General features: G+C 60.1%; 18 protein-coding genes. 6 read left to right on the top strand and 12 right to left on the bottom strand.

The features are described 5' to 3' along the window. The first annotated feature begins 14 nt into the window (after positions 1 to 14). Positions 15 to 1,646 carry an amidohydrolase gene (locus tag ICM05_RS01435; protein WP_188022771.1) on the top strand — a complete coding sequence of 544 codons (1,632 nt, stop codon included), beginning with the start codon at positions 15 to 17 and terminating at the stop codon, positions 1,644 to 1,646. A gap of 69 nt (positions 1,647 to 1,715) precedes the next feature. Here ICM05_RS01435 and ICM05_RS01430 read toward each other — a convergent pair whose 3' ends face one another. The 3 genes from ICM05_RS01430 to ICM05_RS01420 all read right to left on the bottom strand — a co-directional run bounded on the left by ICM05_RS01430 (position 1,716) and on the right by ICM05_RS01420 (position 6,012). Beyond that, positions 1,716 to 3,947, bottom strand: a complete 2,232-nt coding sequence (locus ICM05_RS01430) for a zinc-dependent metalloprotease family protein (RefSeq protein WP_188022770.1) — start codon at positions 3,945 to 3,947, stop codon at positions 1,716 to 1,718. Between the two features lie 153 nt (positions 3,948 to 4,100). Next, the gene (locus ICM05_RS01425) at positions 4,101 to 4,466 is read right to left on the bottom strand and encodes a hypothetical protein (RefSeq protein ID WP_188022769.1); all 366 of its coding nucleotides are present in this window, start codon (positions 4,464 to 4,466) and stop codon (positions 4,101 to 4,103) included. 100 nt (positions 4,467 to 4,566) lie between these two features. Next, on the bottom strand, positions 4,567 to 6,012 hold the full coding sequence (locus tag ICM05_RS01420; RefSeq protein ID WP_188022768.1) for a 2-isopropylmalate synthase: 1,446 nt from the start codon (positions 6,010 to 6,012) through the stop codon (positions 4,567 to 4,569). A 189-nt stretch (positions 6,013 to 6,201) separates the two neighbouring features. Between ICM05_RS01420 and ICM05_RS01415 the strand changes: the two genes are divergently transcribed. Further along, positions 6,202 to 6,873, top strand: a complete 672-nt coding sequence (locus ICM05_RS01415) for a FadR/GntR family transcriptional regulator (RefSeq protein ID WP_188022767.1) — start codon at positions 6,202 to 6,204, stop codon at positions 6,871 to 6,873. Positions 6,874 to 6,946: 73 nt separating this feature from the next. Here the strand turns inward: ICM05_RS01415 and ICM05_RS01410 are convergent, their stop codons facing one another. The 3 genes from ICM05_RS01410 to ICM05_RS01400 form a co-directional block, all read right to left on the bottom strand. Then, positions 6,947 to 7,966 carry an ABC transporter permease gene (locus tag ICM05_RS01410; RefSeq protein WP_188022766.1) on the bottom strand — a complete coding sequence of 340 codons (1,020 nt, stop codon included), beginning with the start codon at positions 7,964 to 7,966 and terminating at the stop codon, positions 6,947 to 6,949. Between the two features lie 14 nt (positions 7,967 to 7,980). Continuing rightward, positions 7,981 to 9,450: an ATP-binding cassette domain-containing protein gene (locus tag ICM05_RS01405; RefSeq protein ID WP_188022765.1), complete on the bottom strand. Its 1,470-nt coding sequence runs from the start codon at positions 9,448 to 9,450 to the stop codon at positions 7,981 to 7,983. Positions 9,451 to 9,536: 86 nt separating this feature from the next. Further along, positions 9,537 to 10,511, bottom strand: coding sequence for a sugar ABC transporter substrate-binding protein (locus ICM05_RS01400; protein WP_188022764.1), 975 nt, complete (start codon positions 10,509 to 10,511; stop codon positions 9,537 to 9,539). Positions 10,512 to 10,787: 276 nt separating this feature from the next. Between ICM05_RS01400 and ICM05_RS01395 the strand changes: the two genes are divergently transcribed. Beyond that, the gene (locus ICM05_RS01395; protein WP_188022763.1) at positions 10,788 to 11,912 is read left to right on the top strand and encodes a class II histone deacetylase; all 1,125 of its coding nucleotides are present in this window, start codon (positions 10,788 to 10,790) and stop codon (positions 11,910 to 11,912) included. A 35-nt stretch (positions 11,913 to 11,947) separates the two neighbouring features. Here ICM05_RS01395 and ICM05_RS01390 read toward each other — a convergent pair whose 3' ends face one another. From ICM05_RS01390 to ICM05_RS01370, 5 genes are all read right to left on the bottom strand, one after another. Then, entirely contained in the window at positions 11,948 to 12,481 is a 534-nt protein-coding gene (locus tag ICM05_RS01390) for an Lrp/AsnC family transcriptional regulator (protein ID WP_188022762.1), read from the bottom strand. A 296-nt stretch (positions 12,482 to 12,777) separates the two neighbouring features. After that, positions 12,778 to 14,229, bottom strand: coding sequence for an ABC transporter ATP-binding protein (locus ICM05_RS01385; RefSeq protein WP_188022761.1), 1,452 nt, complete (start codon positions 14,227 to 14,229; stop codon positions 12,778 to 12,780). Then, positions 14,226 to 15,074 (bottom strand): ABC transporter permease, encoded by an 849-nt coding sequence (locus ICM05_RS01380; protein WP_188022760.1) that lies wholly within the window; start codon positions 15,072 to 15,074, stop codon positions 14,226 to 14,228. Before ICM05_RS01380 ends, ICM05_RS01385 begins: the two co-directional genes overlap by 4 nt. Continuing rightward, the gene (locus ICM05_RS01375) at positions 15,071 to 16,042 is read right to left on the bottom strand and encodes an ABC transporter permease (RefSeq protein WP_251364426.1); all 972 of its coding nucleotides are present in this window, start codon (positions 16,040 to 16,042) and stop codon (positions 15,071 to 15,073) included. Before ICM05_RS01375 ends, ICM05_RS01380 begins: the two co-directional genes overlap by 4 nt. After that, positions 16,043 to 17,698 carry an ABC transporter substrate-binding protein gene (locus ICM05_RS01370; RefSeq protein ID WP_188022759.1) on the bottom strand — a complete coding sequence of 552 codons (1,656 nt, stop codon included), beginning with the start codon at positions 17,696 to 17,698 and terminating at the stop codon, positions 16,043 to 16,045. Positions 17,699 to 17,811: 113 nt separating this feature from the next. Here ICM05_RS01370 and ICM05_RS01365 point away from each other — a divergent pair, with 113 nt between their 5' ends. From ICM05_RS01365 to ICM05_RS12580, 3 genes are all read left to right on the top strand, one after another. Further along, on the top strand, positions 17,812 to 18,387 hold the full coding sequence (locus ICM05_RS01365) for a TetR/AcrR family transcriptional regulator (RefSeq protein ID WP_188022758.1): 576 nt from the start codon (positions 17,812 to 17,814) through the stop codon (positions 18,385 to 18,387). A gap of 60 nt (positions 18,388 to 18,447) precedes the next feature. Next, the gene (locus tag ICM05_RS01360) at positions 18,448 to 19,233 is read left to right on the top strand and encodes an aspartate dehydrogenase domain-containing protein (protein WP_188022757.1); all 786 of its coding nucleotides are present in this window, start codon (positions 18,448 to 18,450) and stop codon (positions 19,231 to 19,233) included. 521 nt (positions 19,234 to 19,754) lie between these two features. Continuing rightward, the gene (locus ICM05_RS12580; protein ID WP_215401716.1) at positions 19,755 to 21,779 is read left to right on the top strand and encodes a hypothetical protein; all 2,025 of its coding nucleotides are present in this window, start codon (positions 19,755 to 19,757) and stop codon (positions 21,777 to 21,779) included. An 85-nt stretch (positions 21,780 to 21,864) separates the two neighbouring features. Here the strand turns inward: ICM05_RS12580 and ICM05_RS01350 are convergent, their stop codons facing one another. Beyond that, positions 21,865 to 23,100 (bottom strand): DUF4192 family protein, encoded by a 1,236-nt coding sequence (locus ICM05_RS01350; RefSeq protein WP_188022756.1) that lies wholly within the window; start codon positions 23,098 to 23,100, stop codon positions 21,865 to 21,867. Positions 23,101 to 23,152: the final 52 nt, after the last annotated feature.

Raw genomic sequence — 23,152 nt, 5'->3', positions numbered from 1 at the left:
GAAAGGACATCAACATGCGCGTAGATGCGATTTATGAAAACGGACGAATTTGGACCGGTGACGCGGATCGCCCAGAGGCCACCGAACTCGGTGTCTTGCACGGCCGACTCGTGTGCGTCGGAGACGTGTCGGAGCTTGAATCCGACGTGCGGATCGACCTGGGTGGCAAACGTGTCATCCCTGGCTTGCACGACGCACACCACCACCTCGGCCTGACCGGTCGTCGACTGCTGAACGTCAACGTGCGACCTACCGAGATTTCTTCACTCGCAGAACTGTACGAGCGGATCGCGGAGCGTGCGGCCGAGACCCCCGCTGACGGTTGGGTCTTTGCAAGTGGGTATGACCAGAACTTCCTGGGTGGGGAGCATCCCACTGCTGAGGGCCTCGACCGTGTTGCCGGTGGCCGTCCCGTATTGCTCGAGCACGTATCGGGCCACATGATCGTCGCAAACACTGCGGCGTTCGAGCGCGCGGGATACCCCGGTCGCGAGAACTACCCTGAGATTCCCGGTGGTCGAGTTTTCCGCGATGCGTATGGCCTTCCCGAGGGACTGCTGCAGGAAACTGCGATGGACCCCGTACGTTCGGCCGGTGCTGCGGCTTCTCGTGATCCCGAGGTGGTTGCTGAAGCGCTCCGTCTCGCGAGCGAGCAGGCCGTGCGCTACGGCTTGACGAGTATCACCGAGCCCGGCGTTGCAATCGATGGCGCGATTGGTGCTGGCACGATTGAGATGGACCACTATCTCCGTGCGGTCGCGAACGACACAATCCTGCCGCGCATGACGGTCATGCCGTTCCACACCGCGTTGCACTCAATCGCTGAGGCCCCTGACGGCATGAAGTCGTTTGACTGGGGGATCCGCACCGGACTCGGCGATGACCGCTTGCGCATTGGACCGGTCAAGATCGTGTCTGATGGCTCACTCATCGGCCGTTCGGCGGCGGTGCACGAGTGCTACTGCGGCGAACCTGACAACTACGGCGTGCTGCAGGTTACGCCTGAAGAGCTGCACGAGGCGATCCTCGCGTACCACCGTGCAGGTTGGACGGTCGCAACCCACGCGATCGGCGACCGGGCGATCGACAACGTACTTGACGCCGTGGCAGAAGCGCAGGCGGCGGTACCGCGTGACGTGCGTCACCGCATTGAGCACTTCGCGATCGCGACCGACGAGCAGGTGGCTCGCGGTGCGGAGCTTGGACTCATCCCCGTGCCGCAGGGCGTGTTCATCTCTGACTTCGGCGATGGCATTCTCGACGCCATCGGCGAGGATCGTTCGGCCGGTACCTACCGCATGCGGTCGTTCCTCGACGCTGGCATGGTGGTGCCCGGCTCGACTGACTCGCCGGTGTCTGACGCGAATCCGTTCGTCTCGATCCACGATCTCGTGAACCGCGTGACAAGTGGTGGCAAGCCGTTTGGGCAGCACGAGTGCGTCACCGTGGAAGAAGCTGTCGTGGCCTACACCTACGGCTCGGCGTACGCGGTTGATGCTGAACACGAGCGCGGCCGAATCGTAGACGGTCAGCTTGCTGACTTCATCGCTCTGAGCGATGACATCTTCGCAATCGATCAGACGACGATCCGCGACCTCACGGTTGAGACCACCGTCATCGGCGGCAAGGTGGTGTACTCGGCGTAGCGCTGAGACCACACGCAGGAGGGCTGGTTCCAGAGCACGGAACCAGCCCTCCTGCGTGTGTACGCGCGCCTATGCCGTGCGACGTCGGCTTGCTGCGATCGTGATGGCTGAACCGAGTGCGATCAGCACTGCGGCCAATGCGCCGTAGGGTGCTGGCCCGGTTTCCGCGCCAGTGTTTGCGAGCCGTTGCTTCGTGGGGCCGCCGGTGCCTTCGACGGTCACGGTCACGGTTGCGGTGCCGTCAATCGGCTGGCCATCCACTGCCTGTCGTGCTTCGATCGTGAGTTCACCCAGATCATCGGCGCGGATCGTTGCCGACCACGCACCTGCAGCGTCAGCCTCTACCCGAGCAACGGTCTTGTCGCCAGCGATCACCTCGACGTCGGCATTCGCGATTGCGAGACCGGTGACGACGAGGTCGCCCTGGGGGATCTTGGAACCGTTCGAAGGGCTCGTGATCGAGATGTCGTGTACGGCGAACTCGCGGAGGTCGGCGGTGAGGTTGTAGTTTCCGATGCTGCCGTAGTCGGTGAATGCGTTTGCCTCGTCTGAGGTAACGGTGCTTGGGTCGTCCCAGCCCGCACCACTCACCTCAAGGAAATAGGTACCCGAGTGTAGGAAGGTGTTGACTGTCGCATTCATGCCGGTGAGTACATCGCCGTCCCACGCGAGTTCGTTCGCGGAGTCAGCCACAATGTTGCCTCCCGCATCGATCACGCGAAGCGAGCTGAATAGGTTCGGGGCGATTGCCGCTGCGGCGACGCTGGCCGACACATATCCGCCCGACGTCTCAAACGTGTAGACGTCGACGTCTTCTGCGCTGGTGATGACGTTTGCTGTTGATGCTTCGCCGGCGGACAGGTCAAATGTGGCAGCGTCTTCGAGGGTGTTGCCCACGGTGTCCGGGGTGGCATCAGCGCGGCCACGGAAGTCCCACTCCAGGGTGAGTGGTTCTCCCGGTACGTTGCACCCCTCAATGGTGTCGGCGACATAGAACACGTCGCCGCGTTTCGGGTCATCGGGGTCAGCGTCACCTGCCGGGCACATCGTTCCGGTGTAGCGGGTGCCGTTAGGTAGACGAGCCAGCGTGAAGTACTCTGCGTCCTCGTCGCGGTCGGTAATGACGAGCAAATCGTTCTCGTCGTTCGTGGAGTTCGCGTACTCACCCATTGACCAATGTCCGAGCGGTACAAAGTCAGGGGCGCCCATGATGGGACCCCAGACACCCGATGTTGGCGTGTAGTATTCTTCGTCGGCATAGCCGTCGTGTTCAAGCCCGAAGTTGTGACCGACCTCGTGACTGATAGTCTCAGCAACATTCTTTGGGTCAACTTGTGCTGGGTCATTCGAAGACATGGGCGAGGTGAATGTGAAGGCACCGGTTTCGAAGCGTGAACCTGCCCCGTACAGCTGGGCAAGGCCGACGGCACCGTCGGCCGAAGGAAGAACGTCTGTGTATGAATCGGTGATGATCGCGTGTGATCCGAAGCTGTTGTCGTCGAGCGAGGTCTTATAGAGATTTGCATCGCTCGGCCTCGTAGTCGTGACATTGACATCGAATGGGGCGTAGTCCTCTGCGACAAGTGCCCACACCTCGTGGACGAAGTCAGGGTTTCCCGTGGCCGCGCTCGCGGGTGCAAAATCGAGCGACTCGACCTCCTCGTCGTAGTTCCAGGCGGTGTCAACGAGTGTTTCACCGTCGAAATCAAGGTAGATCGTGACTGGGGCGTCGGGTCGGGAGCCATCTTCTGGGTTGCCCGGAATCTCTGCTCCACCGGGGTTGACCGAGAGCGGATTCGTCCCTGAGGTAGATTCGTCTGCCATTTCTGAGTCTGGCTCGGCCGAACGCAGGCCGGAAATTTCTTGGCCGAAATGGTGTGCGCGCTGATCGGTGAAGCGGATCGAGCCGTTCGCAGAGACATAAATGGTCCCTGCAGCCTCAAGCTGGCGGAGTTCGTCGGCGCTCTTGCCGGAGTTGTTGGCGGCGAGTACGAACTTGTCAGGCTCGATCGCCTGGGTGGAGTTTGCTCGCGGCGTCCGGGCAGGCGTTGATGGCTGCTGCTTCGGACTGGTCGACTCTTCGTTGATGCCGTCCTGCGGGGTTTCGGTGTGTCGTGCCTCATCTGTGAGCGGAACATCGGGTGTACTCTCAGTCGCGGGCGCACCCGCGGTGTCACTCCCGTTACCGGCTGGGCTGTTTCCGGATTCCGTGCTTTGCTCGACGGGCGCAGGAGCGTCTTGTTCTTCTGCGGCTGAAGCGGGAAGCACCGCTCCGCTTACCGTGAGTGCGCAGATGCCCAATAGGGCAGCAGCGCCTCGGAGAGACGCGCGGTGACTAGATTTCATTGATTCCTCGGCCTTCACGGTTTCTTCGAGTAGGACACGCCTGAGAAAACGGTATCAATTTGCTTTGCCTTTGTGAAGATACTGCCGTGGGAGGTCGCATAGGGTGGTCTACACTTCTTTGGTCTCGATGAGGTATCCGTCCACATAGACCCGCAGGTAAATAGGGCAGTTCTTGTAGTTCCACACTTCGCGGTCGTACTCGTAGCGGACGTGGTGCTTCTCATGTACACCGACCATGAGTTCGAGTACGTGTACCTGCACGTAGTGGGTGCGCATTGGCTTAGTGACGACGAGCGTGCGGTCAACGTAGACGCGTTCGATTGACTCCCAGTAGTTCAGGTCGTACGTGACCTCGTGCTGCTCCTGATATCCGACGATGATCGTGGAAGTCAGCCGCCTTGCCTCGGGGTTGCGCTGCTGACCAATGAGGTGCTGGGCGAGATTGATGTACGGCATGATCGGCTGGTAGTTCAAGGTGCCCCTTTACCCGGTGGATCGATCGCGCGAGTACGCTCGCCCCTCAGTCTATGGGTGCTGGGTATGTAATGGACTGAGGGGCGAGCCGCGAGTGAATCTAGGCGCTGACGGCACCGGCGCCAGCGAACGTCTCTTGGTGGATCCGCCAAATGTCAGCCGCGCTCACCTCGGCACCGGTCGCCTCAGTGAACCTCTGCACCGCGCGTGCCAATTGCACCTGCTCGCCGCGGGAGAGTGAGACGCCGTATTCGCTTTCGAGGAGATAGGCGATGCCTCCCTTTCCTGACTGCGAATTCACGCGGATCACTGCGTCGTAGCTCCGACCAATATCTGCGGGATCGATGGGCAGGTACGGAACGCGCCATGCGATCTCGCTCTCGGGGGCATCGGTCGCCAGTGCGCGCGCCCGGTGCTCGGCGAAGCCCTTCTTGATAGCGTCCTGATGGGTTCCGCTGAAAGCGGTGTGCACGAGCGATCCAACGTAGGGGTGGCGCTCATGAACCTCCAGTTGATTGCAATACTCAACGGTTCGACGCACTTCATCGATATCGGAGAAGTCGATCATCGGATCCACGCCCTGCGCGTGCAGGTTGAGCGCGAGCACCGCGAGATCGACATTGCCCGTGCGCTCGCCGTTGCCAAAGATGCAGCCCTCGACGCGCTGCGCCCCAGCAATTACAGCGAGCTCGGCGCAAGCGATTCCCGTCCCGCGATCGTTGTGCGGATGCACCGACAAGATCACGCTGTCGCGTCGGGCGAGGTGTTTGTGCATGTATTCGATCTGATCCGCGTACACATTCGGGGTCGCGATTTCGACGGTCGCAGGTAGGTTCAGAATCACCGGGCGCTCGGGGCGCGCGTCCCAGAGCTCGGTCATCGCGTTGCAGATGTCGAGCACGTAGTCGGGCTCGGTGAGGTTGAATACCTCTGGCGAAAACTGGAAGCGCACGTTCGGCATACCGCCCGCGAGCTCGAGCAGGTCGCGACCGGCATCCAGGATGAGTTCCTGCAAGCTCTCGCGGCTGTGCCCGAGCACGTGCTCGCGCCAGGCCGGCGCGGTCGCGGTGTAGAGGTGAATGACGACGTTATTGCGGATCCCCTGAATCGACGCCACTGTTCGCTCAATGAGGTCCCTGCGGGCGGCCGTGAAGACGACGATCGTGACGTCTTCGGGGGCGATGTCAGTGTCGGCGATCAGTCGCACGAAGTCGAAGTCTGTTTGTGACGCCGAGGGGTAGCCGACCTCGATCTCCTTGTACCCCATCGCGACCATCAGCTCGAAGAAGCGGCGCTTGCGCGCGGGATCCATCGGCTCGGCCAGCGCCTGGTTGCCATCGCGCAGATCGACCGGCACCCAGAGCGGGGCTGCGGTGAGGCGTTGGTTTGGCCAGTCGCGCTCGGTGAGTGGAACGTCGACGCGGGAAAACGCATCGGTGTACCGGTGCGATGGCATCTGTGACTGGCGCTGGGTGTTCCAGTCGGGCGCATTGGCCGGCACCGGGCCAGCGGGGGTGGAAATCGTGGGGAACGTGTTGGTGTGCATTTTTCTGAGTCCTTCGTGCGCGGATCGCCAGACCGGCCCACGGCTCAACCCCACGACGGGGAGCCGGTCTTGGCTACGCCCCGCCGTGGCGGCGAAGAAGAAGGAAACTCATGCGGGTCATGTGAACACCGTACCACAACTGCTCAGACAAGTAGACAGGTTGACAAGCTGACAAGATATGCTGGACACATGGCACAGGTAACGCGCGTCTCGCTCGCAGATCAAGCAGCCGATCTGCTCCTCGAGCGCATTCGCGGCGGTGAATGGGAGATCGGCGCAAAACTCCCGAGCGAAATGACACTCGTCCCTGAGCTTGGCGTCGGCCGGTCCACGGTGCGCGAGGCGATCCGCCAACTCGCAGGTCGCGGAATTCTTACCTCCCGCCAAGGCGCCGGTGTCTTCGTCACCGCGCTCGAAGCGCCGGAAGATCTTTCTGATGTGCTTCGGCGTTCCGATATTGCTGCCGTACTTGAGGCGCGGATCGCGATCGAAACCGAAGCTGCCGCGCTCGCCGCAGAGCGACGCACGGGCGCGGATCTCGAAGGCCTGCGTGCGGCCCTCGCCGAACGCGAGCGCGACTTCCCTGACGTGGTGAGCCTGGTCGCTGCCGACACGGCGTTCCACCGGGCCGTGATTGTTGCCTCGCACAACCCCGTGCTCGTGGAGCTCTTTGACAGTTTCGCTCCCCGGCTGCGCGACGCGATGGTGGAGATGCTTGAGCTGCCGCGCGCAGGCAGGATCGAGCAAGACGACGCCACGCACACCGCACTCGTCGACGCGATCGGAGCGGGAGATACTGTTGCCGCGGCCCAGGAAAGTCGCGACCACTTGGAGGCTCTGCAGATTCGGATAGCTGGCTGAATTCTTGTATACATACGGAAGGGTCATGCGCCACTCCAAATTGGATGTGACGCATGACCCTTTCGTGTAGGGGCTAGCTTCTTTCTGGAGCGTTGTTCGCTGGTTCTTCTGCGACCGCTCGTTTGCCAAGGTTCGCCCACGACTTGCGAATAATGCGTTGAACGGAACTGTCGAGTGCGACAGCAACAATCAGGGTCGCGCCAACAAGAATCGTCTGCAGGAATGGCGAAGCCTGCATGAATACGAGGCCCGCGCGAAGTACGCGGAAGAAGAGCAGGCCTGCCACAACGCCACTAATCCGACCAACACCGCCTTCGAATGCGACGCCACCGAGAAGAACCACAGTGAGGACCTCGAGTTCAAGGCCTGAGCCAATGTTCGGGTTCGCGGACTGCACCTTTGCGGACAAGAAAAGACCCGCGAGCGCGGCGAATGCACCGGTCGCAACGAACAAGAGGAATCGTGAGCGCTGGACGTTGACGCCCATGAGTCGTGCAGCACGCTCGTTGCCACCGATTGCTTTCACCTCCTTGCCAAACTTTGTGTGGTTCAGCACGTACCAGCCCAAAGCAATTACCAAGACCAGAGCCACAATCTGGATCGGCACAGGACCGATCTTGAAAGTGCCGATCGCCCGGAATGTCTCTGGAAGTTCCGCTCGGGGGATGGTTTTGCCCTCAGACATCAGCAAGGCGAGGCCGCCCCAGACGCTGAGCGCTCCGAGCGTCACCACGAACGAGTTCAAACGAAGATACGAAATCAGGAAACCGTTGATCGCGCCGGCAAGTGCGCCGGTAAGAATTGCGACGAGAAATCCGAGCATTGTTGAACCAGTGCTGCTCATCGTCATACCGCCGGAAATTGCGGCGGCGGAAGCAACCGATCCAACCGAAAGATCGATGGAACCAGACATGATGAGGAATGCTGCTGGGATAGCAATGAGGCCCAGCTCAGAAGCCTGAAGCAGAATGCTTTGGCCGTTCGCGAAGGAGAAGAAGTTCGGGCGAAGAATGGAGAATACAGCGATCAGTACGATCAGCGCCAGGAAGATGCCGTTTTTCGCGGCGAAGATTTTGATGCGTTCAGTGTTCATGGGTTGTCTTTCGGTCAAGCACTTGCTGCTTCGGCAAGTGCCAGAAGGGAAGCGAGAAGATCTTCGTTAAAGGTTGCTGAGCGGGGCAGCTCAGCAAGGGAATCGCCGAGCACTGTGTACGAACGGTCGCACATGCTTGCGATTTCATCGGATTCGCTTGAAGCGACGATGACGGCTGCGCCGTTCGCCGCTGCGGTTCGGGCCGCCTCCACAATGTCGAGCTTTGCGCCAACGTCGACACCCTGGGTTGGTTGAGAAAGGATGAGTAGTTTTGGTTTCGAGGGGTAGAGCCATCGAGCCAATAGGTGCTTTTGTCGGTTGCCGCCTGAGAATTGTGAGACTTCTGCGTCGGAGCCGGGGCCACGGATGTCCAAAGCTTCCCTGGCTTGGGCGTAGACGCCTGCGCCAGAAGAACCATTTACCCACCAGCCGTGTGCTTTTGTCTCGCCGTACCAGGGGAGCATCACATTGTCGAGGGCGGTCTCTGAGCCGATGAGGCCATCAGTGTCGCGATCCGGGGGGACAAAGAACACGCCCCTTCGTATGGCCTGCCTAGGTGAAGACACCCGCAGAGAAGCGCTATAGAAGTCATAGATGCACACCCCCTTTGCCCCACCGATACTGGCTGCGATATCGAATTGCTCACCGCCGGCCATTCCGAAAAGTCCGACAACCTCGCCCGCCCTTGCGGTAATCCTCCCACCAGACGTTTCGTAGCCGAGTACCTCCTTACCTGGCGCGACATGCGTGAAATCTAGGGAGCGAAGGTCTGGCACCAACGCCTCTGCAAGTTTCGCCGGAGTGAAATCATCAGTTGGACCGTCGACGACTACCGTGCCTCCGCGAAGAACGATGATGCGCGTGCAAACTTCCAAGATGTCTGGGAGTCGATGGGATACATAGAGCACCGACACACCTCGCGCGGCGAAGCTTCGGATGAGTGCATGGAGGGCATCGGTTTCCGCCTTTCCGAGCGCAGCTGTCGGTTCATCAAGTAGGAGTACCTTCATCTCGCCAGACAGCATGCCCCGGGCAAGATCAACAAGCTGGCGTTCGCCGAGACCTAGCGCTTCAACAGGCATGTCGAGCGGAAGTGAGGCGCCGACTGCTGTGAGGGCTTCTGTGGCAAGGCGTCGCTGCTCCGCCTGAGAAGGAGTCTGTCGAGCAAGGAAAAGGTTCTCCTGAATCGACATGTTCGGCGCAAGTGCAGGCTCTTGATGGATTACGGTGATGCCGAGCGCCGCTGCCTCTTTCGGGCGCAAGCTCCGTTCAATTGTTGTGCCATCCACTGAAAAGCCACCGGAGGTGGCTGGAATCACGCCGGTAGTGACATTAAAGAGAGTGCTCTTTCCGGCCCCGTTGTGACCGAGTAGTCCAACGATCTCACCGGGTGCGACAGAGAAGTTTACGTCTTCGAGTGCTCTGGTTGCACCGAAATCTACGGTGACGCCATTGTAAACAAGGCGTCGGTTTTCGTGGGTCATGTGTGCCTTAGTCCTCTTGCAGCTGAGCGAATTGCAGGGGTCAGATGCTGAAAATTGGGGGAGGCCATAGGCCACCCCCAATTCCGTTACTGGTTCTTCAGCAGGAACTGCTCCGCGTTTTCGCTAGTTACTTCAGTGACCGGTACGGTCTGGTCGCTGACCGGCTTGCCTTCTGCTGCGTCGATGAGCATCTGTGCAGTTGCGTCTGCGAGCTGGCGGGCAGGCGCAATGTAGGTGTACCGCCAGAAAGAGCCGGGCTCCATGATGATCTCGAGTTCCGCATCGGTAGCGTCGAGGTTGAGGAGGAGCATGCTTTCGTCAGTCGGCGACACACCTGAATCGGTGAGTGCCTGATAGGCGCCGAGCGCCGGATCGTTCGCGATAGCTAGCCAGACTTTGGTGTTCGGCACGGCATTGAGCTGGTTCTGAACTGCGGCGTAGCCGTCGTCGAGGCTCAGAGTCTTGTGTTCGGTAATATCGAGGTTGAGGCCTGAGCTTGCGAGTGCGTCGGAGATACCTTTGCCGCGAAGCCGGCCAAGGTCGGTATCGGGCCAGCCAAGGAAAGCAACTTCAACCTTTTCGTTGCCGTACTTTTCCTTGATCCATTCGGCGGCACGCTCGCCGGCTTCCTTGCCGTCTTTTTCGTGGTCGAGGGCAACTGCGGCCTCCACACCTTCCCAGCTGCTGCCGTATCCGACAACGGGGATGCCCGCATCATTTGCCTGAGAGGTCACAGCAACCATCGCGTCAGACTGGACTGGGTAACCCATGATCGCCTTGATATCGCCGCGTACGATCCAAGACTCCCAGTCCTGGACCTGGGTCTGAGCGTTCCACTTGGGATCGTCGGTGACGAACTCGTAGCCAGCCCCGGTGACTTTCTCCTCCATGAAGGGGAGCATGTCGTTCCAGATCTGGATGTCGAGTCCGGCAAAGCTCATCGCGACAGCGCCTTTCTCTGAGCTGGCTGATCCGCCATCAGTTGAAGAGCAGCCGCCAAGCGTGAGCGCGGCGGCAGACGTCAAAGCGATCGCGCCCAAGATTCGCTGCATTCGTTTCATAACGTGTGACTCCCTTGTCTCAGTGCGTGGGCCTCATCTTTGAAGCTCTGTGAACGCACGCCACGGTATCGACCATCCGACCATGTCAAATTCGAATAGTCAATAAAACCTTGTTTTCTTTCTTGATACGTCATCAAAACGTAATTTTGATTCGTTATGCGTGATAAAAATATGAATTTTGTTTGTGAATGATGAATGCGAGCAGCTATCGTGGGTCGAACCTCGATGGATGGCACTGACGCCACCATCAAAAGGACACTTGAGAGGAACAACGCAATGGCGCGTAAGACCGGTTATGTCTGGCATGAGTGGTATGGATGGCATGACACAGGAACTCATGCGGGAATATTCCCGTCAGGTGGATATGTGCAGCCCTACCAAAACTTCGAGAGTCCGGAATCAAAAGCTAGATTTGCAGGCCTCGTAGAGGTATCTGGACTGCTCGAGTCACTTACCCGAGTCGCCCCGCGTCAAGTCAGCGACGAAGACTTGCTGCGCGTACATACAGCAGCGCATGTCGAACGTATTCGAACACAATCCGAGGCAGGTGGAGGAGACGCTGGTGACGGGTTTTCCCCATTCGGCAAAGGAAGTTTTGAACTCGCGAAGTTCGCTGCCGGTGGCACGCTCGCAGCAGCCGAAGCGGTGCTCGACGGAGTAGTGGATAACGCCTACGCATTGGTTCGCCCGCCGGGGCATCATGCGGAGCCAGATCAAGGTCGTGGCTATTGCCTATTTGCCAATGTTCCGGTGGCAATTGAGGCCTTGCGTGCACAGGGTAAGGTGAACAAGGTCGCGATCTTTGACTACGACGTGCATCACGGAAACGGGGCGCAGAAGATCTACTGGGAGGACCCAAATGTCCTCACTATTTCGGTGCACCAGGACCGGCTTTTCCCTCAGGATTCTGGTCTCGCCGATGAACGTGGTGAGGGTCCTGGTTTTGGTACCAATCTCAATATTCCTCTGCCTGCCGGTTCTGGTGATGAAGCATATTGGCGAGTTGTGGAGAAAGTTGCGGCCCCTGCGATCAAGTCATTTGCGCCTGACATCATCATTGTTTCGAGTGGATTTGATCCTTCGGCATTCGACCCGCTTGGTCGGATGAGCGTCACTTCGAATGGCTTCCGCGGTGTCGCCGAGCGCTTGCTTGCAATTGCTGATGAGGTCTGCAGCGGGCGGATCGTCTTTTCCCATGAAGGTGGCTACTCGGCAGTGCATGTTCCATTCTGCGGAATCGCCGTCTTAGAAACGCTCAGCGGAATCAAGACCGACGTCGAGGATCCCTTCAACGAGTCGGTTGGGAATTCGCCAACGAAAACGCTCACTAGCATTCAGGAAGACGTAATCGGGCAATCTGCGGAGCTCGCAAAGCAGCTTGGTATGACCTACGGGCACTGAGACTCAACAGTAGTACGGTCGCTAGCGCACAATTGTTAGCGACCGTACTGCTGTTTCGCGGGGAAGAACGGCTCATGCGTGTGAACGCTGTCGTACACGAATGTTTCAAGACGACTGATTCCAGAAACCTTGCGGATCTTACGGTTAATGATTGAAAATAGCTCGGAATGATTTGCGGCATAAACCTCGACGAGCATGCTGAATCTGCCAGACCCGAGCACGATGTACCGCACGCCTTCAAACTGTGAAATGGTGTCTGCGATCTCATCAATGTCACCGCTTACCTCGATTTGCAGACTTGCGATCGAGTTGAGGCCAACGGCGGCAGGGCTTGGGACGCCGATCACTTGAATGACGTTGCGTTCGCGCAATCGTTTGACCCGGGCACGAGCACCTCCGGGAGTGAGACCGACTGCCTCGCTGAGATCGGCGTAGCTCATGCGACCGTCTTGCTCAAGCAATCGAACGAGCTTCAGATCAACCTGGTCGAGTCCTGACGCGGAGTCAAAAGTTGGGTCAACGTTCGACACGAGCGCTTCTGTTTTTGACGTTGGCGGTTGATTGTCCATGTTCGAAGTATTACATGCCGTGCACAGCTCATCGCGGACTCACTGAATTCGGAATGTCGTACTTCGGCTTATGGCCGTGACGGTCGTTGCTTGTGAATGATGCCTTGCCTATATCGCCGCTTGACGTTCCTTGCCGGGCTGCAGATCACGCTTAGGACGCTGCCGCGCCGGAATGCCATGCTTGCCGCATCAACACATGACCTTCCCACACGGCAGGAGCTTTCATACGCATAAAAGTCACCTTTGTCAGAACCACCCTTTTCGCGGGGTCAATCCATGGTGGCGGGGTTGGATCTTCAGCGCCCAGAGACCACCCCACCGCTCACCTGTACTTCGCGATCGCACAGTGCCTGTACGGCCTCGCGGTCGTGCGAGATAAACACAATCCCGTGGTCGTCGCGCAGCCCCGCGAGCAGCGCGAGCACGCTTGCCCGATGGTGTGGGTCCAGCGCCGAAACCGGCTCATCACACACCAGCACGTCCGGCGAAGCCGCCAGTGCCCGCGCAATCGCCACTCGCTGACGCTCACCACCGGACAACGTCTTGGGGGAGCGCTTGAGCAACCCGGGCGTCAAGCCAACGCGAGCCAGCAAAGACACCACGGTGTCAGTCGAGCCGGGTCGCAGGGAGGTGCGGATGATCCGCGCAACACTCCAGCGCGGGTCGAACGTTGCAAGTGGGTCCTGCGGAATCAATCGCACCCGCACCGGCCCACTGGGTGTTGAGACCGTGCCGCTGTCGATCTTTTCCGCGCCAGCAATGATTCGCCCGAGCGTGGTTTTGCCGGCACCGGAGGGGCCGGTGAGTCCGATGATCTCACCGCGGTGAATGTCGAGTGACGCGTTATGCAGGCCAACCGGCCGACCGTCGCGCTTTCCAAACTCACGAGTCACTCGATCGAGCGACATGAGTGGCGCGGCAGAGCCAGCTTCGGCCCCGGACACACCACCACCAGAACCTCCACCCCGAAGCTCGGGCAGCCGCAACCCCGTCATCAGCTTTGCCGCGGGCCGGGACCGCGCATCGGCCAAGACTCGGGCGGTTGGCCCGCTGTCGACGATCCGCCCCCGTGCGAGCACGGCGACGCGGTCAGCGATGCGAGCGACCGCGGCAAGGTCGTGGCTCACGATGATGAGCGCGGTTCCGGCGTCGCGCAGCCGTGCGAACTCGTCGAACACCTCGACCGCGGTGTCACTGTCGAGCGAGGCAGTGGGCTCGTCAGCAATGAGCAGCGGCGGCTTGCCAATCATTGCCGAAGCGATGAGCGCCCGCTGTCGCATGCCGCCCGAGAGCTGCGGTGATCGCAGTCCAAGCAGCGCCTCGGGCTCGGGGAGCCCCGCGCGGGAAAGCGCATCGATGATGGCGGATCGGCGATCCGCACCACGTGGCCCGCCGTGAATGGCGAGCGTCTCGCCGACCTCATGCTCGATGGTGCGCAACGGATCGAGCGACTGGAGCGCGTCCTGGAGTACGAGGCCAACCTCGCGGCCGCGGATACTGCGCCAGGTGCGCTCTGAAGCGGCTGACACATCTTGTCCGCCAATGCGGAACGCCTGCGAAGTCTGTCGCCATGCCCCGTGCCGCGGAGTGAAGCCGAGTAGGGTGCGGGTAAGGAGTGACTTGCCCGCACCAGATTCGCCGATGATTGCGAGACATTCGCCAGGGGAGACCGCGAGTGACACGTCATCCACCAGCGGTACGCCGTGCAAACGGACAGAGAGGTTTTCGATGTGGAGGGCGTGGGTCATGACGGGTTCCGTTCGGCAAGGCGACGGCCGAGTACGGTCAGCGTCGTAGCGGTGAGCACGATCGCGAGGCCGGGGAAGACTGTCATCCACCAGGCCGAGCCGAGGTAGACACGGCCGGCGTCGAGCATCGCACCCCACTCTGGCGCTGGCGGCGCTGCGCCGAGGCCAAGGAAGCCGAGCGCCGAAACCCACACGATGGCCTGGCCGACACCGAGCGTCGCCGCCGAGGCGAGCGGCCAGAGCGAGTTTGGTGCAATGTGGCGGACGAAGACCGTGAGCCGCGGGACCTCATCGAGGAGTGCCCATTCCACGTAACCGCTCGCGGCGATCTCTCGCACGCGAGCCCGAAGCATGCGCGCGTATCCGGGAATGGTGGCGATGCCGATGGCGAGGATCGCGGGCGCGGATCCGCCCCCAAACACCGCAATAAACAACAGCGCGAGCACGAGCGTTGGCATGGCGAACATGACCTCGAACAGTCGGGAGAGCGCGCGATCGAGCCAGGCTGGGCTCAGTGCAGCAGCGAAGCCAAGTGCGGCCCCGATGCCCACGCCGATTGCGGTTGCCGCGACACCGATACCCACGGAGTCGCGGGCACCGTGCACCACACGGGTGAAGATGTCTCGTCCTGACTCGTCCGTGCCAAACCAGTGTTCGAAGGATGGCGGTTGCAAGCCGGCGGCAGGGTTGATGCTAAGCGGGTCACCTGGCGCAACAATGCTCGGCCAAGCCAAGACGAAAGCAACGACGCCGAGAACGGCAAGCGCAATCCACTCGACCACAGAGAACCTGGCCTGCGGAGCCACAGCAAGTAGACGCGTCGACTGGGATTCAGCCTGGCTCATGCGATCACCTCCCGTGGACGAACGATCCACTCGGCCACATCAGCGAGGATCATCACCGCAACGTAGAACAACGCGATCACCACGACCGCGCCAACGACGACGGGCACATCCCGCACGGCTGCGGCCTCCTGCAGTAAGCGTCCAAGGCCTGGTCGCGCGAACAGTACTTCAACGACGACCGCACCGCTGAGCAGTGAGCCGTATGCCCAACCCGATAGTGCAATTGCGGGCAACGCAGCGTGCCGCAACGTGTGTGAGAAAAGTACCCGCGTCTCGGAAGCGCCGCGCGCTCGCGCAGTGGTGGCAAATGGTGAGTTCGTTGCTTCGGTGAGCGGGCCGTAGAGCACGTGCGCGAGATATCCCGCGACCGGAACGGCGAGCGTCACCGTTGGCAACACGAGCCCGCCAGGTCCGGTACCCGTTGCTGGTAGCACTTTCCAGGTCATGGCGAACGCCAAGATGAGGAGTGCCCCGAGGAAGAACTGTGGGGTGACGCTCGCAATCGTTTCGATCGCGGTGAGCACGGCGCGGATCGCCCCACCAAACCGACCCCGCGCGTTCACCGCAATGACGACGCTGACAAGCGCCAAGGCCCAGGCCAACACAAAGCTCAGTGAAGCCAGGACGAGCGTGGGTGGAACGTGTGCGGTGAGGAGATCAGCGACTGGCTGCTTGCGGGCATACGAGTCGCCAAAATCGAGGGTCGCGATCCGCCACAACTGCAGGAAGTACTGCACGAAGATCGAACGGTCGAGACCGTATTCGGCTCGCGCCTGTGCGGTGGCCTCGGCTGATGCTTGCGAGCCGGGCCCACCCATGATCGCCTCGAGGGGGTCGCCCGCCGCGCGGAGCGCGAAGAACACGATGGTCGCGGTTGCCCAAACGACGAGCACAGCCGAGAGCAGACGGCGAATCACCGCGCGAACAACACGGTGTTCGCGCGGTGAAGCTGCCAGCTGACTAGTCAATTACTGAGTGAACTCCGTGTTGATGAACGTCGGCGTACTGATGGTGCCGAGCGTGGTGACTCCCTCGACCCCGTTGGTGAGGAAGTGGTTCTGCTGATCATAGAGCGGCAGAACGGCGAATGACTCGAGCACGCGCTGCTGTGCATCTGCATAGATTGCTGCGCGCTCGGCTTCGTCCTGAGTTGCTGCGGCCCGTTCGAGGAGCGCGTCGACTTCTGGGTCTGTGATTTCTGCGAGGTTTGAGAAGTAGCCGGAGGGGGCCGGGACAGTGTTGCTTGAGTGGAAGATCGTGCGCAGCACGTCAGGTCCGACCTTCGTGTACGGTGCGCTCACGGCCTCGTACTCGTGCGCGGCAAGCTTGCCGTACCAGGTCGACAGATCGACCGGCTCGAGCACAACGTTGAAGCCGACCGCTCCTGCGTTCGCCTGGATCTGTTCGAACAGCGACTGTTCTGCCGCGGTCGACTGGTTCGTGCTGACCGGGAATCGGACGGTGAGTTCCTTGCCATCCTTGGCGCGGATCCCTGCTGCTCCGGCGGGCTTCCAGCCTGCATCGTCGAGCAGCTTGGCAGCCTTGGTCGCATCGGTCTTGAAGAGCTCGGGCAGTGAAAGGCCTGCGGGTTCAACACTCGACAGTGCCGAGTATGAGCGGGTGGCCGTGCCCTGGAAGAGGGATTCGATGCCGGGTGACGGATCCGCCGCTAAGACGAACGCCTCACGGACTCGAATGTCATCGAACGGCGCCTGCGCCGAGTTGAGCTCGATGCGGTTCGATGCGCCGGGGCGAGGCGCATCGATGTGACCGAAGTCTGCGGCCTTCGCAGCGACGATGTCTGCTGGGAGCGGGTTGTCAATGACCTGCACTTCGCCAGACGTAAGGGCAGCGTAGCGGGTTGCGGCATCGGGGATGAAGCGCCAAACGATCTTCTCGAGCTTGGCAGCGCCGTCGTGGGTTGCCTCGGGGATGGTCGAGACATAGTCGTCATTGCGCACGAGCGTGATGCTCTCCTGTGGTTCCCAGCTTGAGACCTTGAACGGACCAGTGCCTACTGGCTCAGCGCAGTTCACGTCTTTACCGCGCTCCATGCCCGCGGGCGACTGCATTGCGGTCCACTGCTGGCTGAGCGACTCGAGCAGTGCCGAGTCTGGGGACGAAAGCGTGAAGCGAACGTGAGTGGCATCGACGGCCTCAGCCTTCACAATCTTCTGTACCGCGAGGTAGCCGGTTGAGGAGCCGGTGTCTGGGTCTTGCAGGTGTGCAATGTTCGCAATGACGGCTTCCGCGTCGAACGGGGTGCCGTCGGTGAAGGTGATGCCACTCTGCAGCGTGAAGTCCCAGACGAGGCCGTCTTCGCTCGTGGTCCAGCTCTTCGCGAGCCACGGGGTGATTTTGCCATCAGCGGTGCGGCCAGTGAGCGGCTCGAGGTACTGCGTCGAGATGAGCGCCTGCGGGTAGTTGCCGCCAACGTGGGGGTCAAGGCAGGTCGGCTCCGCGTCGCCGGTCGCGTAGGTCAGGGTTGAAGTGTTGGTCGCGGTTGACGTTCCGCCTGCGCAACCTGTGAGCAGTAGCGCGGGGATCGCAATCAGGGCAACGGCGCTGGTGCGGACCGCATTGCCCGGACGGCGTGACGCAGAATGGAGAACATTGTGAAGCATTTGGTGGGCACGCTTTTCGTATTGTTGGACTGAGTGCAATTAAGTAGCTTACGGGATCCGTGAGAGAACACAAATTGGTGCGGAAATCTGATTGCTCGCTAAGCTCAAGCACTATGAGTGCACCAGTTTCTCGAGGCCGCCCGCAGGCTTCCACCCGCGAGGTTCTCGCAGAGGCGGCGTGTGAACTGTTTCTCGAACGTGGGTACGATGCCACCTCGGTTACTGATCTCGCGAAGCGTGTGGGGGTAAGCCGCTCAAGCTTTTTCAACTACTTTGATGGCAAGGGTGCAATTCTCTGGTTTGCACTCGACGAACGCATCACGCACCTGCTTGATGCCCTTGCTGATGATGCTGGCACGCTTGATGATGCACTTGGAATGTTCGGTACTGGCGCAGCCCCCGAGAGTCTGCTCATTGCGATCGTGAATGCTGACGCAATGGGGGTTGGGAATGAGCTTGCGCAGGGACGAGCGGTGCGGCAAATGCGCATCGCCGATGCGCTCGTACGCAAGCTCAGGCGTACGGGAGTCGAAGGTCGAAAGGCTGAGATTATTGGTGCCGGAATTGCCGGCGCCCTGCTAGCTGCTGTCTGGGAATGGGCGAAAAGTGGATCCGCGCGCCGTGGGCTTGATGAAGTACTGGCCGAGTCTTTGAGAATCGTGCGCGAGATATTCGCTGGAGCAATCTGATTTCTTCTCTACGGCGTACGGATTTCCGGCTAGCCTGAATGGAAACCTCAGGAGGAACCAATGAGTCTTCGCGTAGCCGTATTTGGACATGGCGCAATCGGTGGCCGCATCGCTTCCGAACTCGCCGCTGGAAAAGTTCCCGGCGCTGAACTGGCTGGAGTCATCGTGCGACGTTCGGGCTCAGGCGGTGGGCACCTCGAGATCACGCTTGACGATGCGCTCGCCGCGGGTGATCTGATCGTAGAAAGCGCAGGAATCCCCGCGGTGGAGGAGCATGGTGAGCGCATCATCGCCGCCGGAGGCGACCTTCTCCTCGTGTCTCTTGGCGCGCTCGCTGACCCAGCGCTCCGGGCGGCGCTCTACGCGGGTCCAGGCGAGCTGTATCTCAGTACCGGTGCGATTGGTGGACTCGATTTACTTGTCGCTGCGAGCCGTGATGGCGGTGTGAGTGAAGCAAGCATCACCTCTACGAAGAAATCATCAACCCTTGCTCAGCCTTGGATGAGCAATATGGAGCGCACGCGTCTCGCAACTGCGACTGAACCATTCACGCTTTTCGAGGGCAGTGTTGCAGAGGCAGTGCAGCTCTTTCCGACCTCGCTCAACGTTGCATGTGCACTCGCCACTGCCGTTGATATGTGGGACACAGTATCGGTGAGATTGGTTGCGGATCCGCAGGCCAAACTCACCCGGCACTCGATTGCAGCGCGTGGCTCAGCGGGCTCCTACTCTTTCGATATCGTCAATGAGCCGTCGCCCGCAACACCGACGACGAGCGGTGTGGTTGCGGAAGCGATGCTCGCTGGAATCCGGCGGCTTGCTGGCCAGAACGGCACATTCATTTAGGGAAAATGTTCGATTTCTTGTGAAAAGCCTGTGCGTTGCGCGACACTTCGTCTTGGTATTTGTAGAGCCTGGCGTTTAAGCTTTTCTCACAGGGGGGCATTCATTTCACTCGAAAGATGGTGAACGCCTTGAAGAACACATCAGGTCGGTTTGGGAAGAAACCGACCAATTCCGCTCTGCGCGCGACCGCAACGACACTTGCAGTCACGCTGTCATGCAGCGCATTTGGGCTTTTGGCCGCAGCAACACCCGCACAAGCGTCCGTCTATGGTGAACGACTTGTCACAACCATAGGTTCTTGGGGTGCTACGCCCGGTTTTGGCCCCGAAAACTCCAATGGACAAGTACGTGCCGGACGCGACCTGCCCAACGCATTGTTTGAAATTCCGGCAATTGATAAGACGGGTCCCATCACGTACAGCGATGCTCACCGTTCTCGCACGTACTGTCTCGCAGCAGATCAGACTGCTGTGGGCGTCGAACTCACTTGGGCTGAAGTTGGCACTCGCAAGTGTGAGAATGTGAAAACCGTCCGCCGCGGCAAGCTCAATCAGTTTGGTTTTGTTGGCGCGGTCGGCTCGAACTGGGGTAAGAAGCTCGGGGTGCTGCCGGGCAGCGATGGAATCGGTTGGACCGGCAATCAGCAGTACTTCAATATCGAAGCTGTGTCTGACCCGAAGACTGTGACTATTCAGGGACCAGTCTCCACGAGTCTGTCGCAGAAGCCGGAGATCTTTGGTCGTGGGACGATACGCGCAACGATCCAAGTGTGGAACTCGACGACTGGTGTGCTGCTTGGCACGACGACAGTGCGCGATGACGGCTATTGGTTCCTTGACGCTGGGACGGTGTTCCAATCAGGACAGACCGTCGAAATTACGGCGAAGCAAGTTGCTCGATACAGCGTCAAAGCTTCTGAAGCTCACGCCACCTTTACCGTGTCGCAGCCCGTGACGATTCGGCTACGTTCTATTAGTACCCAGAAACAGCAAGCGGTGGTCTTTGGCACGGCGACACCGAATGCAAAGGTGCATGTGCGCGCAGACTCGACGGGCGAGGAAGCCTTTATTCTGGCGGACGCCCAAGGAAAATGGCGGGATCACACCTTTACTGGTCTGCCAAGCGGCAAGACCACCTTTACGGTTGTGCAGTACATCGATACGGTGAGGCCAGTACAGGGCGGATCGGCATCGATTGGGTTCAGTATTGAGGTGCCTGCTGTCGCAGAAAAGCCGGTGTCACCTGTTGCGCCAGAGAAGCCGGTTGAGCCGGTGTCACCTGTTGCGCCAGAGAAGCCGGTTGAGCCGGTGACGCATGTTGCACCAGAGAAGCCGGTCGATCCTGTCGATCCGGTCGTCCCAGGCTCGTCCGTTGTTGAAACGTTTGATCACGATCCAGGAGATATCACCACGGAGACAAGCGAGGAAGACGAATCCAGCGTCGAAGCAGTGACTGACGATGCAGTAGAGCAGTTGCCGCTCGGCCCCTCCGCCAAAGCTGTGGAGGAAGCTCGCCTTGAAGAGGCGCGTCTCGCGGCGCTCGCCGAGCTTGAAGAGAAGCGCCTGGCCGCCGCACGGGAAGCCGAAGCGAAGCTTGCCGCTGAACAGCGCGAACTTGAACAGAAGCAGCGCGAGCTTGAGAAGCTACAGCGAGAACTTGCCGAAAAGAAGCCCGAGACCGAGCCTGATCAACCTGCCGAAAGCGAGACGAAGCAAGACGTTGAGATCGGGTCTCATGCTGCCACTCAACCGGAGCCAGATGACTCGCCCGAGACTGAGGACTCAAAGGCTGCCACTGGCGTGACGGCTGATGTTTCTGCCGAGGCAGATCGCCTTGAAGAGGCGAAACGAGTGCTTGAAGCCGAAAAGCGTGCCCTTGAAGAGCGCGCGGCTGCTGAAGCAGCCCAGCAAGAGGCGGGTGAGCAACCGCACGACACCGCACAAACCGTCGCAGAAGTCGATGTTGTGGCAGAAACGGTGCTTGTCGCTGAAACACTGCCTGCCGCCGAGCCTGTGCCCGCTGAGCCTGTGCCCGCGCAGGTCCCAGCGAACGACGTGGTCGAAGCAGTACCCGGAGTAGACAAACCCGTGTATTCGCCTGACAACACAACATTGCCGGCAGTAGGTCGCGTAGAGTTAACGGCCCCCTTGGAGCAGGCCGGTGAACGAGTCACGATAAACGTTCAACCGGCAGAGGTTCAGAATGTCGCTCCCGCTCCCCAGCCAGTCACCACGCTCGTGCGAGCTCAGGCTGAAGCCGCGCCGGTTGCCGCGCCGCATACACGCGAAACGGCACGTTCGGTGGCTTTGCCGGTGGCAGCCTCGGCCCCGACCGCTCCGAAACCCGCGGCGGTTCCGATGAAATCTGTTGTCGCAGACAAAAGTGCCGCAATCGCGAGTGTTCGAGAGTCTGAAAGCGTGAACCTGGGCGGCATATACGTGCTCGGCTTCGGCGTGCTGGCAGCGGCTGGTGCGGCCGCATGCTCGCGCGAGGTGCTACGTCGACGCAATACTGCCGTAAACCAGGAAAATGTCTCAGCCGCATAGCGTCGATCTCGCCTGAGGGTGAAAGGTGGGCAGGCACAATCCTGCCCACCTTTCATCATGAGCTATCGATTCTGGTCAGTTGAGCTCAAGCCACCCGACAGTCGCTCGCCTCAGACTCAACTGAGGCATACGACTCGCGGCCGAACAGTGGTACGTCTACGAGCTCTTGCACCATTTGACTGACCTTGTGCTCCGGCTCGATTCGAAGCGCCTCAGAAATGTGCTGAAGTGCAATTGACTGTAACCCCGACGTCCACCAAATCCAGCTACTGAGTGCGAGCACCCGCGGCCGATCAGCTTCGGCGATTGAGGGGAGTACTTCAGTCATGCGTTTTCGCAGGCTCACGAAGATGTGTGGGTGCTCACATTCAGGTGAGAAGCTCGCCAGTATGGCGAACACGGTCCATCGATGGTTATCAACATCGTGTGGTTCATCTTGGCTGCCCAAGGGTACAAAGTCGAATGAGGTGTGGCCCCCGCCACGTACGATCTCCTCCGGGGATTCTGGCCGGGTGAGTAGCGCGAGCGCGAGTGCAAACCATAGGTCAGAGTCAGCTGAGAGCCGCAGCAAACGGGCGATCATGCGCGGCGGCATTGGGGTATCAAACTGCAGAAGCGCTCTGGTGACAGCGCATACTTCGCGCATGCGGCGATGAGTCTCGGGCACTGACCCGTGCTTTGAGCCAACGGCCGGAAGCTCCTTGAGCTCGCGCCTGACTGAGGCAACCAACGCGACCTTTGACTCATTTGGTGCTGGAATATCGCCCATATCTGTGAGGCTCGGCGGCGAAGAATCGCATGACGCGCGTTGCGAACTACCTGGCCCGCCAGTGCCGGTGTTGTGCGAGGAGCCACGCAAATCGTCGCGCACTTCAATGGCTGAAAGTGGTCGACCACTGAGCGGGAGCTTCGGGTCGTCATACGCGCCCCAGCCATCGGCAGCAACGACGCACAGGTCACGCAGTACTACTCCGTCTCGCATGAGGCAACGCTGCAGGCGGTTCGCGAAACCGCGGTGCGGAGCACCCCCACTGCCAGCGAAGGTCGCCGTAGTTGAAATGACGAGAACTGGTTCAGACGTCGCGTCAAAGCGGCTGCTGAGCTCGCGAATCATGTCGCTCACCCCTTCAACATATGATCGCTCAATGGCGCCGCCGAATGACTCTGGGAGATCAAGCCGTGCTGATCGCTTTGCGCGCTTCCCGGAGAAAAAGACAATGAACAAGCAGTTTGTTGCGGTGAACCCTGTGAGCTGGGGGAGTACTCGAAGGAAATCTGCGGTGCTACTGCATCTGATGGTTTCTGAACTGTTGGATGTCATGCACTGATCATTGCGAGCTCGACGAAGTGACGATCAGTTGTGCACAACGCGT

Origin of the sequence: Leucobacter sp. cx-42 (assembly GCF_014529985.1) — a bacterium.
In the GTDB taxonomy this organism is placed as follows: domain Bacteria; phylum Actinomycetota; class Actinomycetes; order Actinomycetales; family Microbacteriaceae; genus Leucobacter.
The sequence above is the reverse complement of the archived record's forward strand: the minus strand, read 5'-3'. Positions and strand labels throughout refer to the sequence as shown.